Origin of the sequence: Polaribacter haliotis (assembly GCF_014784055.1) — a bacterium.
Taxonomy (GTDB): domain Bacteria; phylum Bacteroidota; class Bacteroidia; order Flavobacteriales; family Flavobacteriaceae; genus Polaribacter; species Polaribacter haliotis.
Map to the genome: position 1 here is coordinate 2,786,062 of NZ_CP061813.1, position 13,160 is coordinate 2,799,221.

Consider the following 13,160-nt stretch of genomic DNA (forward strand, 5'->3'; position numbering starts at 1 on the left):
TGACTTTTTTTCTTTTTTGGAATGGTAATTGTCATTACTTTTTTATAAGTTTGGTAACTATGAAAAAAAATACAATATTAATATTCGTTTTATTCTTAACAATTTCTGTTTTTGGGCAGGAAGAAAAACACGCTTTTAAAAGTGGAGAATGGCTTCGTTATAAAATGAGTTACAGTGGTTTTTTAAGAGCTGGAACTGCAGTTTTAGAAGTAGAAGAAACAGAGTTAAATGGAAAAAAAGTGTTTCATACCAAAGGTTCTGGTTGGACATCTGGTATGATAAAATGGTTTTTTAAAGTAGACGATGTTTATGAATCTTATTTCGATAAAGATGATGTAAAACCTTATCTATTTAAAAGAAAAATAGATGAAGGTGGTTATAAAAAGCATCGAAATACTTCTTTTAATTATAATACAAACCAAGCATATATCCAAGATTTCACAAAGCAAAAAGATACTTCTGTCGCTTTTTCTAATGTGCAAGATATGTTGTCGTCATTTTACTATTTAAGAAATAAAGATGTAAAAAACATGAAAAAGGGAGATGAAATAGCAATAGACATGTTTATGGACGCACAAATCTATCCTTTTAAACTTCGTTTTTTAGGTAAAGAAGTATTGGATACAAAATTTGGAGACGTAAATACATTAATATTTAGGCCTTTGGTACAATCTGGTAGAGTTTTTAAAGCGCAAGAAAGTGTTACTATTTGGATTACAGACGACGCTAATAAAATTCCAATTAAAATGAAAGCAGATTTGTCTGTAGGTTCTTTAAGGGCAGAGTTGGAACAGTATAAAGGTTTGGCAAATTCTTTTAAAACAAAATAAGAGTTTACTTCTAGTAAAATTATAAAAACTTTAACGAAACCGTTATAGGAACTTCATGGGTTAGATTTAAAATAAAGCAATTTTATTTGTACTTTTGGGCAACTTATAAAATCACTCCCATTTTTTTGAAAAAAGCACTGTACCTTTTATTGTTTATAATCGCTTTTTCAGCATGTAATAATGCTGAAAAAAAGCCAGTTCCTACACCTATAAAACCGGTAAAGCCAAAACCCGTTTACAGGTATGGTTATAAAATTGACGATTATAAAGTAATTCAAGATACCATTAAAAGTGGCGAAAGTTTTGGGTATATATTAGACAGGCATCATGTTACATACCCGAAAATTAATAAAATCGCGACTTCCATTAAAGATATTTTTGATGTAAGAAGAGTAAGAGCAGGGAAGCCTTACACGATTTTGGCAAGTAAAGATTCTCTTGAAGAAGCAAAAATATTTATTTATAAAAATGATAAAATTAGAGCGACTGTAGTAGATTTTTCGGATTCTATTGTAAAAGCACATACCTATTTACAGCCAATAAAAACGGTAGAAAGAATTGTAGAAGGCGAAATACATTCCAATCTTTCAAATGCGATGGATAGTTTGCATTTATCTGCAAATTTAACCAATAGTGTTGCAGATATTTATGCTTGGACATTAGATTTTTACAAACTTCAAAAAGGAGATTCTTTCAAACTTGTTTTCGAAGAAAAATTTATAAACGATTCTTTATTTGCTGGTTATGGCGAGATAAAATCAGCAGTTTTTAAACATAATGGTCAAGATTTATATGGCTTTCGTTTTATAGCAGATTCTATACAAGGCATTCCAGAATATTACGATGAAGCTGGAAATATGTTACGAAGTCAGTTTTTAAAATCACCCATTAAATTCCAATATAGAATTTCTTCAAGATATAATTTAAAGAGAAGAATTGCTTATTATGGAAACAGAATTAAACCTCATAGAGGTACAGATTTTGCTGCAAATATTGGAACTCCAATTATAGCAACTGCTAGCGGAACTGTTGTAGAATCTACAAGAAGAGGAGGTAATGGTAAGTTCGTGAAAATAAAACACAATAGTACATATTCAACCCAATATTTACATATGAAAAATCGTAATGTTAAAAAAGGACAATACGTAAAACAAGGAGATATTATTGGTTGGGTAGGAATGACAGGGAATACTGGAGGTCCACATGTTTGTTATCGTTTTTGGAAAAATGGTAGGGAAGTAGATCCTTTAAGCCCAAAAACAAAATTACCTGAAGCAGAACCATTAGATAAAAAGATAAAACCAAGATTTTTAAAGTTTATAGAACCTTTAAAATATCAATTAGATTATAATCAATTACCAACAGAAGAACCTTCAGTAATTACAGAAGAAGTTGCACAAAACTAAAGAAATGGCATTAAAAAATATCAATCCAACCAAAACAAACGCGTGGCAAAAATTAACAGATCATTTTAATGAAGTTGAAAATATCAACATTAAAGATTTGTATAAAGATGCGAATAGAAAAGCAGACTTTTCTTTAGAATTGAATGATTTATTAGTAGATTTTTCTAAAAACAGAATTACACAAGAAACCATTAATTTATTAGTTGAATTGGCAAATGAAGTCGATTTAAAAGATGCTGTTGAAAAGCAATTTAATGGAGAAGTAATTAACGTAACAGAAGGTAGAGAAGTTTTACATACAGCTTTAAGAAGTAATTCTGAAGACCCAGTTTTAGTTGAAGGAAAAAATGTAAAACCACAAATACAAACCGCTTTAAGAAAAATTAGAAGCTTTAGTAATAAAGTTATTTCTGGAAAATGGAAAGGTTACACAGGAAAATCGATTACAGATGTTGTAAATATTGGTATTGGTGGAAGTGATTTGGGGCCAGATATGATTGTAGAATCACTACAATATTATAAAAACCAATTAACAACACATTTTGTTTCGAATATAGATGGAGATCATGTTTCAGAAATTATTAAAAACTTAAATCCTGAAACTACTTTATTCGTAATCGTTTCCAAAACATTTACAACACAAGAGACAATTACAAATGCAGAAACAATTAAAAACTGGTTTTTAAAATCGGCAACAATTTTCGATATTCCAAAACACTTTGTGGCAGTTTCAACAAATTTAGAAGCAGTAGATAATTTTGGAATAGACAAAGCAAACGTTTTTCCAATGTGGAACTGGGTTGGAGGTCGTTTCTCTCTTTGGTCTGCAGTTGGTTTATCTATTAGTTTATCTGTTGGTTTCGATAATTACCGAGCTTTATTAGATGGAGCAGAAGAAATGGATTTGCATTATAGAAATACAGATTTCGATAAAAACATTCCAGTAATTTTAGCTTTATTAAGCATTTGGTACAATAATTTTTATGGAGCAGAAACAGAAGCAGTTTTACCTTACACACAGTATTTAAAGAAGTTGCCAGATTATTTACAGCAAGCCATTATGGAAAGTAATGGAAAAGGTGTAGATAGAAATGGAGATAAGATAAATTACCAAACAGGAACTATTGTTTGGGGAAGTACAGGAACCAATATGCAACATGCATTTATGCAATTGGTGCACCAAGGAACAAAATTAATTCCTTGCGATTTTATTGGCTATAAAGAATCTTTATACGGTTTAACAGACCATCATAAAAAGTTAATGGCTAATTATTATGGTCAAATGGAAGCATTGGCTTTCGGGAAATCGAAAGAAGAGGTTCATTTAGAATTAAAATTTTCTGGTGATGAAGATAAAATAGCAACATTATTACCTTTTAAAGTCTTCGAAGGAAACAGGCCAAGTAACTCAATTCTTTTCGATAAACTAACACCACACTCTTTAGGTAAATTAGTCGCTTTATACGAACATAAAATCTATACACAAGGTATTCTATGGAATATTTATAGTTACGACCAATTTGGTGTAGAATTAGGAAAGGAATTAGCTAAAAAACTATTAAATAAACAATAGTTAGTCATTTTCTAAGTAGAGACCTCAAAAATTTAACCTTCTCTTATTTTCGGTTAATAAGTTTGTTAATATGTAATTAATTGATTTTTAGATGTTAATACATGTTTTTGTAATTTTAGATATCTTAATTTTTTGTTAAACCTTAACATTAAGTTAACATTAGGCATCTGTAAAAGCAAGAATTTTGCAGAAATTAAATAATCTAAAATTTATAAATGAAACATTTTAAAAACTTATTATTTGTAGCTTTATTTTTTGTAACAGCGACAGTTTTAGGACAAGGAGTTACTTCATCATCAATAGGTGGTAAAATAACTGACGATAAAAACGAAACTCTACCAGGAGCAAACGTTTTAGCTATTCATACACCAACAGGAACAAGGTATGGTGCATCTACAGATTTTGATGGATTTTTTAGGATTTCTAACATGAAATCTGGAGGGCCATATAAAATAACTATTTCTTATGTTGGTTACAAAACATATATTGAAAATAATATTATGTTAGGTTTAGGTGGCTCAAAGAAATTTAATATTTCTCTTAATGAAGATGCTAATGCATTAGACGAGATTATTGTAAGATCTCAAAATAATGGAATATTTGGAGCTGATAAAAACGGTTCTGAGACAAATATTTCTCAAAAAGATATTCAAAAATTACCTTCTATATCAAGAGGTATTGCAGATTTTGTTAGATTAACTCCACAAGCTCAAATAACTGGAGATAACCAAATTTCAATTGCTGGTCAAAATAATAGATATAATGCTATTTATATTGATGGTGCTGTTAATAACGATGTGTTTGGTTTGGCAAGTTCTGGAACAAATGGAGGGCAGACAGGTGTTAACCCTTTTTCTATAGATGCTATTGAATCTTTTCAAGTAAGTGTAGCACCATTTGATGTTAAGATTTCTGGATTTGCTGGTGGAGCAATTAGTGCAGTAACTAGATCAGGAACAAACAATTTTGAAGGATCTGTTTATTCTTTTTTCAGAAATGAAAATTTAGCAGGTAAAACACCGTTTGCAATTTCAGAAACGAATAGAAAAAAATTAAATGAATTTTCTGCTTTAACTTATGGTTTAAGAGTTGGTGGTCCAATTGTAGAGGATAAATTATTCTTTTTTGTTAATTATGAAAGACAAAATGATGAAACTCCTCAACCATTTGATGTCTCTAATTATGTAGGAGACTCAAATACTACAGATTTAAATAACTTAAGTGATTTTTTACAAAATACATATAACTATAATCCAGGTGGTTTTGAAGATAACTTAAATAAGTTAGAAAGCCATAAATTAATTGCGAAGTTAGATTGGAATATAGATGAAAAACACACTTTATCTCTTAAACACTCTTATGTAAAAGCAGAGCAAATAAGTGCTAATTCTTCAAATAATTCTAATATTAACTTTTACAATACAGCAATTAAATTTCCTTCTGTAACAAACTCTACTTCATTAGAGATTAACTCTAGATTTAGCGATAAAATTTCAAATAACTTTGTAATTGGTTATACATCTGTAAATGATGATAGAGATCCTTTTGGAACTCCTTTTCCTTTTGTTAATATTGAAGATGGTGAAGGAAGAATTAGATTAGGTTCTGAACAATTTTCTACGGCTAATTTATTAGAACAATCTATCTTAACAATTACAGATAATGTAGAAATATTTTCTGGAAAGCACAAAATAACAATAGGTACTCATAACGAATTTTCTTCTGCAAAAAACTTATTTTTTGCAAATAATTTTGGGTATTACGAATATGATTCTGTATCTGACTTTATTGCAGGAGGAGCACCTTCAAATTATCAAAGAGGTTACTCTTTAATATCTCCTGGAGCTGGAAACGATTCTAGTGGTTCTGCAGATTTTAGCGTAGCTCAATTAGGAATTTATTTTCAAGATGAAATAGATATTACAGATGATTTTAAACTTTCTGCTGGTCTTCGTTTTGATCTTCCTATTTGGGAAGATGGTATTGCCAATGAAGATTTTAATACTAGAACAGTTTCATTACTAGGAGAAGAAAGATTACAAGGAGCTAGAGTAGGTAAAAAAGTAAGTACTAATGTTCATTTTTCACCAAGAGTTGGTTTTAATTGGAATGTAAAAGGAGAATCTAAGACACAAATTAGAGGAGGTATTGGAGTATTTACTTCTAGATTACCTTTAGTTTGGCCAGGTGGAACTTACAATAACAATGGTGTTACAGGAGGTTATTATTTTACAAATAGTGGAGTAAATTCATTTACAGCAGATGTTAATAATCAACCAGTTGATGTATTACCAGGCTCTGGAAGTGTAGGTGGAGATATAGATTTATTTGCGCCAGATTTTAAACTACCTCAAGTATTAAAATATAACCTTGCAGTTGACCAAAAATTACCTGGAGGATTTATTTTAAGTGGAGATTTTATTTATAACGATAATATTTCTGCAATTAACTATCAAAATATAAATTTACAAGACCCAACAACTACTTTAACAGGAACTGGTGACAATAGACCACTTTGGAATAGAGGAAGTAGTGGTAGAGTTGATAGTACTTATGGATCTATTATTTTAGCATCTAATACATCTGAAGGAAGTTCTTGGAACACATCTTTATCATTAAGAAAAACAACACCTTTTTATGGTCTTACAGGTGGAGTAACTTATAGTTATGGAGATTCAAAAAATATTTTTGAAGGAACTAGTTCTCAAAATAAATCTCAATGGAGAAACCAATTATCTGTAAATGGAAAAAATAGATCTACTATTGGTAGATCACAATTTGCTCAAGGTCATAGATTCTTCTCAAATTTATCTTATGAATATGAATGGAATGAGAATGCTAAAACAACTGTTTCTGTTTTCTATGAAGGAAATCAAGGAAGACCTTATTCTCATATTTATAGAGAAGGAAGAGATCTATTAAACGACGATTCTCGTGATAATGCATTAATTTATATTCCTATAAATCAAAGCGATATTGTTTTAAAAGATGGAGAAAATGGATTTACATCTGCAGAACAATGGGCTGCATTGGATAAATTTATTAGTAATGACGAATATTTAAACTCTAGAAGAGGTCAATATGCAGAAAGAAATGCACAATTCGCACCTTGGAGTCATATAATAGATATGAAATTATTACAAGATTTTTCATTAAACATTGGCGAGAAAAAGCACACATTTCAAGCAACTTTTGATATTTTTAATTTCACAAATTTATTGAATAAAAAATGGGGTGTAAGAAAATTTGTTTCTAATTTCGGTGAAGCTTCAGTTTTAACCAATCAAGGTTTTGATACTGATGGAACTACTCCAATTTTTAGTTTTAATCCAGATAATACAAATATATTAACTGTAGATGATTCTGGGTTACAATCTTCTAGATGGCAAATGCAAATCGGAATAAGATATATCTTTAAATAATTTTACTTATTTAAATTATTTCATAAACCACCTCATTCCGAAGTTTCGGAAGAGGTGGTTTTTTTATGCATAAAAATTAGTAACTTTGTAAGAACTAATAAAACGAACTATTATGATGAAAGATGTGCACTCTTATTGGGCGTATTTAGTATTAGCTATTTTAATTTTTACAGTAGTAAATGCAATTATTGGATTAACGCAAAAGAAAGAATTTAAAGACAAAGATTTACGTTTAGGGTTGTTTACACTAATTGTCTCTCACATTCAACTTTTAATAGGGTTAGCATGGTATTTTATGTCTCCTTGGTATAAAGCTTTAAAAGCAGATGCAGGCGCAGTTATGGGAGAAAAAACCACAAGATTATTAGCTGTAGAACACCCAATTATAATGGTTTTAGCAATTGTATTAATTACAATTGGTTGGTCTAAACACAAAAAGAAAACAACAGATACTGCAAAATATAAAACATTTGCTATTTTTTATGGAATCGCACTATTGTTAATATTGTCAAGAATCCCTTGGAATAACTGGTTATAAAATGAAAATATTAAGCTACATTCTATCACCAATCTTTGTATTGGTGTTTTTTTTATTTCTAATCATATTTCATCCATTGCAATGGTTAAGTTTAAATTTATTTGGACATAAAGCACATGCAAGAATGGTGGCAGCTTTAAATTTCTGTCTAGTAAAATCGATGTTAATAATTGGAGTTCCAATCCGATTAATTAATAAGTATAAAATTCCAGAAAACACATCTGTAATTTTTGTATCAAATCATCAATCTACTTTCGATATACCTCCAATAGGATGGTTTTTTAGAAAACAACATCCAAAATTTGTTGCAAAAATAGAATTAGGAAAAGGCATTCCAAGTGTATCTTTCAATTTAAGAAATGGAGGTGCAGCACTAATCAATAGAAAAGATCCTAAACAAGCAATAAGTGAGTTGGTTCGTTTCTCTAAAAAGATACATGAAGAAAAATGGGGTGCAATTATCTTTCCAGAAGGAACAAGAAGTAGAAATGGAGAACCCAAAAAATTCGCCATAAATGGTTTAAAAGTAATTACAAAGTACAATAAAGAGGGGTATATTGTACCTTTAACTATAAATAACTCTTGGAAAGTTTTTAAATACGGAAAATTTCCTTTAGGTTTAGGTAGTCCAATTACAATTACGACACACGAGCCCATAAAAATCAGTTCTTTACCTTTCGAGGAATTATTAGAAAAAACTGAAAAAGTAATTAAAGAACATATAAAATAAAATAATGTCAACAATAAAAAACATTCGAAAAGAAGTAATGTTGCAGCTAGAAAAAAGCATGGATACTTTTATGGAAAGGTATTTAATTCCTGCTGAAAAAATCTGGCAACCAACAGACTTTTTACCAAACTCACAAAAAGACACCTTTATTTCTGAAGTTGAAGAAATAAGAGAAATATCTAAAGAATTGCATGACGATTTTTGGGTAGTTTTGGTAGGAGATACCATTACAGAAGAAGCTTTACCAACCTACGAATCTTGGTTGTTAGATTTAGATGGAGTTAGCCAAGATCCAGACAACAGCTGGGCAAAATGGGTAAGAACTTGGACTGCAGAAGAAAATAGACATGGAGACACACTAAATAAATACTTGTATTTATCTGGTCGTGTTAACATGCGTGAAGTAGAAATTTCTACACAACATTTAATTGCAGATGGTTTCGATATTGGAACTTCTACAGACCCTTATAAAAACTTTGTCTACACAACATTTCAGGAATTAGCAACCTATGTTTCTCATAACAATGTAGCCAAAATTGCACGTAAAAAAGGACACAAAGCTTTGGCTAAAATGTCTAAAATTATTGCTGGAGATGAGATGAGACATCACCAAGCATATGCACATTTTGTAAAAGAAATTTTTAAGATAGATGCAAGTGAAATGATGTTGGCTTTCCAACACATGATGAAACATAAAATTGTTATGCCAGCACTTCATTTAAGAGAATCTTTTGGCGCAAAAGGAACAGCATTCGACGATTTTTCTGCTGTTGCACAAAGAATAGGTGTGTATACAGGTTTCGATTATGTAGATATTTTGAGGAAATTAAACACAATGTGGGAAATCGATAAGATTACAAATCTTACACCAGAAGCAGAAAAAGCAAGAGATTATCTTATGAAATTGCCAGACAGAATGTACAGAATTACAGAAAGAATTGTAATTCCAGATACAAAGTTTAATTTCAAATGGATGATTCCAGCTTAAAAAGCTGTTTAATCGTGTAATTGTTTAAACGTTTACACAAATAAACAATTACACGATTAAACAATATTAAAAGAATCTCTATCATTCAAAAAACCTAACTTATTCCTCACACTTTCTTGCTTGTCTTTATAAACAGTAGCACTTACAATTCCAACCTCATTTTCACCCAAAGAAGAGATTTCCTCACCCAAATAATCTATAATTAGAGAATTTCCAGAATATTCGTAATTATTAGCATCTTTCCCAGTTCTATTTACGCCTACAACATAGCACATATTTTCAATTGCACGTGCTTTAAGAAGCGTATCCCAAGCTTTTATTCGTGCAACAGGCCAATTAGCCATAAAAAGCAATAAATCGTAATTATCGGTATTTCTTGCCCAAACAGGAAAACGCAAATCGTAACAAATTAACGGACAAATTTTCCATCCTTTATATTCGATAATTAGTTTTTCAGAGCCAGAAGTATAGACTTTATCTTCTCCAGCCAAAGTAAAAGAATGTCTTTTATCATAGGTTTCAATTTCTCCTGAAGGATACACAAAAACAAATCTGTTGTAAAATTGGTTATCATCAGAAATTACCAAACTTCCACAAATAGCCGTTTGTTTTTCAGAAGCTATTTTTTGCATCCAAGAAACAGTAAAACCATCCATTTCTTCAGCAACATTTTTAGGATTCATCGTAAAACCAGAGGTAAACATTTCTGGTAGCACTATTAAATCAACATCCGGATCTAATTTTTCTATTTCTTGTTCAAAAAAAGCAATGTTTTTAGTAGGGTTTTCCCAAACCAAATCAGCTTGAATACCAACAATTTTTAATTCGTTTTTCATCAAAATTAAAATTAAAGATTTAACACCTATAAAAGTAAGTTTTTGTAATTTAGAAATTCATTTTGAATGTTAAAAATTTCTATGCAATCTTTTATTTCCGAAACTTTAGACGATATATTAAAAACCACCACTTCTTTTGAGAATGTGCTATTTGTATTGCCATCTCAAAGAGCAAAAGTCTTTGTGAAACAAACATTAAAAGACAAGATTTCAGTCGGGTTTCTTCCTGAAATAATAAATATAGAACAATTTGTACAACAAGTTTCTGGAATAGAAAAAGCGGATAGTATTCAGTTATTATTTCACTTTTACACGATTTATAAAAACATTGAAGAAAACCCAGATTCGTTTGACGTTTTCTCTTCTTGGGCATTTACAGTTTTACAAGATTTTAATGAACTGGATCAACACTTAATAGACACAAAAGAGATTTTTATCTATTTAAGAGACATTCAACGTTTAAAAAAATGGTCTGTTACAGGAACATTTAAAGAAACAGAATTGGTAAAAGACCATTATGCTTTTTTAGAAAGATTGCATAAATATTATCCTATTTTTTATGCTTTTTTATTGGAGAAAAAAATCGGATATCAAGGAATCATGTACAGAGAAGCATCCAAAAAAATACCCGATTTTTTAGAGAAAAATTCTGATAAAAAAATATTCTTCATCGGTTTTAACGCGTTAAATAAAGCAGAAGAATTCTTATTCCAAAGAGTGTTAGAAAATGGAAATTCAGAAATTTATTGGGATTTAGACGAAGCTTTTTTCAAATCTAACCATCAGGCTGGTACTTTTATCAGAAAATATAAAAAAGAGTGGAAATATTACGAAAAGCACGATTTAAAAACACTTGGAAACTCATTTTCTGAACCGAAAAACATTCAAGTAATTGGTGCTTCTAAAAACACCACTCAAATAAAATATGCAGGAGAAATTTTAGAGAAATTCGAGAATTTTAATAATACAGCTCTAGTAATGGCAGACGAAACTTTGTTGCCAATAACGTTAAATTCTCTTCCAAGAAATATCAATGCAATTAACATTACAATGGGTTATCCATTAAAAGATATTCCAACAACGACGTTAATTTTTTCGATATTTCAACTTTTTACTTCACAAGAAAAACTGCAAAAAATAGCAACGAATGAGTTTTATTATAAAGATGTTATTCGATTTTTTAAGAATCAGGCGATTTATAAATTACTAATTGAAGAAGAAAATGCACTTGTAGATGATTTCTGTGATAAGATTGCCAAAGAAAATCTCACGTTCATTTCAAAAAATGAAATTGACCAATTATTAGAAAAAAGGAACGAAGAAATAAGAAAAGTAATCAGTACTATTTTTGCCCCTTTTTCTTCAATTACAGATTCAGTTGATAGAATATTAGGACTTATAAATTTATTAAAAGAGGAAACAACAGATTTAGAAAAAGAATATTTGTTCCGTTTTTATACAGTTTTTACACAGTTAAAAAACTTGCATTTAGAATATAATTATTTTCAAGATTTAAAAACATTAGCGTTGTTTTTTAGGCAATTAATTGCATCAGAAACCTTGTCTTTTCAAGGAGAACCGTTAAAAGGATTGCAATTAATGGGAATGTTGGAAACCCGTGTTTTAGATTTCGAAAATGTAATTTTAACATCTACAAACGAAGGAGTTTTACCAGCAAGTTCGCAACAAAATTCTTTTATTCCTTTTGATGTAAAAGTTGCTTTTGGTTTGCCAACATACAGAGAAAAAGATGCTATTTTTTCATATCACTTTTTTAGATTATTACAAAGAGCAAAAAATGTTTTCATCCTATACAACACAGAACATGATGTTTTTGGAAGTGGAGAAAAAAGCCGATTTGTAACGCAATTAGAAATGTTGAAATCAGATATTATTCAGAAAATAGTTTCGCCAGAAGTAGTTTCAGATACGATTGAATTAAAGCAAGTCAGTAAAAATGAATCTATTTCAGAACAATTAAAAACATTGGCAGAAAAAGGGATTTCTCCTTCAGCTTTTACCAATTATTTGCACAATCCTATTTCGTTTTACAAACAGAAAATATTAAAATTAAAAGAGTTTGATGATGTTGAAGAAACTGTCGCTTTTAATACTTTAGGAACTGTTGTTCATGAAACTTTAGATGAATTGTATACGCCTTTTGTCGGTAAATTCTTAAACGCAGAAAATGTTTCAAAAATGGAAACAGATGCAAAAGATTTAGTTGTAAAACATTTCAAAATTCATTTTAAAAACGGAGATATTTCAACAGGAAAAAATCGCCTAATTTTTGAAGTTGCAAACCGATTTGTAGTTAATTTTTTATCACAAGAAAAAAAGTTGGTTTCAGATTCGAACAATCAACTTAAAATATTGGCAACAGAAGAAAATTTAGCCACAGAAATAACAATTAATGGAATTGATTTTCCAATAAAAATTCACGGTCAAGTAGATAGAGTAGACGAATTAAATGGCGAACTCCGAATTATAGATTATAAAACAGGAATGGTAGATGCCTCGAATTTGCGTGTTGTAAATTATGATGATTTACGAGAAGACAAGTTCCATAAAGCAATACAGGTTTTATTGTATGCCTTGTTATTTACAAGAAGTAAAAACTACGATTTTAAACAACCTTTAACAGCAGGAATCTATTCCTTCAAAAACTTAAATAAAGGGTTTTTATCAGTCAACTTTTCATCGAATTATAGACAACCAGATACCTTAATAACCCAAGAAAAATTAGACGAATTTTTGGAAGAAATAAAAATCTATATCAAAGAAATTTACGACCCAGAAATAGATTTTATTGAGCCTGCAGATTTGAAATATTAAGA

9 protein-coding genes are annotated in these 13,160 nt (G+C 29.9%); 8 read left to right on the forward strand and 1 reads right to left on the reverse strand.

The window, feature by feature from the left end; all coding sequences use genetic code 11:
• Nucleotides 1–59: 59 nt before the first annotated feature.
• From H9I45_RS12080 to H9I45_RS12110, 7 genes are all read left to right on the forward strand, one after another.
• Entirely contained in the window at nt 60–830 is a 771-nt protein-coding gene (locus H9I45_RS12080; protein ID WP_088352842.1) for a DUF3108 domain-containing protein, read from the forward strand.
• Nucleotides 831–955: 125 nt separating this feature from the next.
• The gene (locus H9I45_RS12085) at nt 956–2,236 is read left to right on the forward strand and encodes a peptidoglycan DD-metalloendopeptidase family protein (protein ID WP_088352780.1); all 1,281 of its coding nucleotides are present in this window, start codon (nt 956–958) and stop codon (nt 2,234–2,236) included.
• Between the two features lie 4 nt (nt 2,237–2,240).
• Complete coding sequence (gene pgi, locus H9I45_RS12090) at nt 2,241–3,809, forward strand: glucose-6-phosphate isomerase (protein WP_088352781.1); 1,569 nt, start codon at nt 2,241–2,243, stop codon at nt 3,807–3,809.
• A 215-nt stretch (nt 3,810–4,024) separates the two neighbouring features.
• Entirely contained in the window at nt 4,025–7,231 is a 3,207-nt protein-coding gene (locus H9I45_RS12095) for a TonB-dependent receptor (RefSeq protein WP_088352782.1), read from the forward strand.
• 115 nt (nt 7,232–7,346) lie between these two features.
• Nucleotides 7,347–7,769: a hypothetical protein gene (locus H9I45_RS12100; protein ID WP_088352783.1), complete on the forward strand. Its 423-nt coding sequence runs from the start codon at nt 7,347–7,349 to the stop codon at nt 7,767–7,769.
• A gap of 1 nt (nt 7,770) precedes the next feature.
• Nucleotides 7,771–8,499 (forward strand): lysophospholipid acyltransferase family protein, encoded by a 729-nt coding sequence (locus tag H9I45_RS12105; protein ID WP_088352784.1) that lies wholly within the window; start codon nt 7,771–7,773, stop codon nt 8,497–8,499.
• A gap of 4 nt (nt 8,500–8,503) precedes the next feature.
• Nucleotides 8,504–9,487 carry an acyl-ACP desaturase gene (locus tag H9I45_RS12110; protein ID WP_088352785.1) on the forward strand — a complete coding sequence of 328 codons (984 nt, stop codon included), beginning with the start codon at nt 8,504–8,506 and terminating at the stop codon, nt 9,485–9,487.
• Nucleotides 9,488–9,543: 56 nt separating this feature from the next.
• On the opposite strand, the gene H9I45_RS12115 is transcribed toward H9I45_RS12110, so the two are convergent.
• A complete protein-coding gene (locus H9I45_RS12115) occupies nt 9,544–10,323 on the reverse strand; it encodes an amidohydrolase (RefSeq protein WP_088352786.1) in 780 nt (259 codons plus the stop codon).
• Nucleotides 10,324–10,404: 81 nt separating this feature from the next.
• On the opposite strand from H9I45_RS12115, the gene H9I45_RS12120 reads away from it, so the two are divergent.
• Nucleotides 10,405–13,158 carry a PD-(D/E)XK nuclease family protein gene (locus tag H9I45_RS12120; protein ID WP_088352843.1) on the forward strand — a complete coding sequence of 918 codons (2,754 nt, stop codon included), beginning with the start codon at nt 10,405–10,407 and terminating at the stop codon, nt 13,156–13,158.
• The last annotated feature ends 2 nt before the right edge of the window (nt 13,159–13,160 follow it).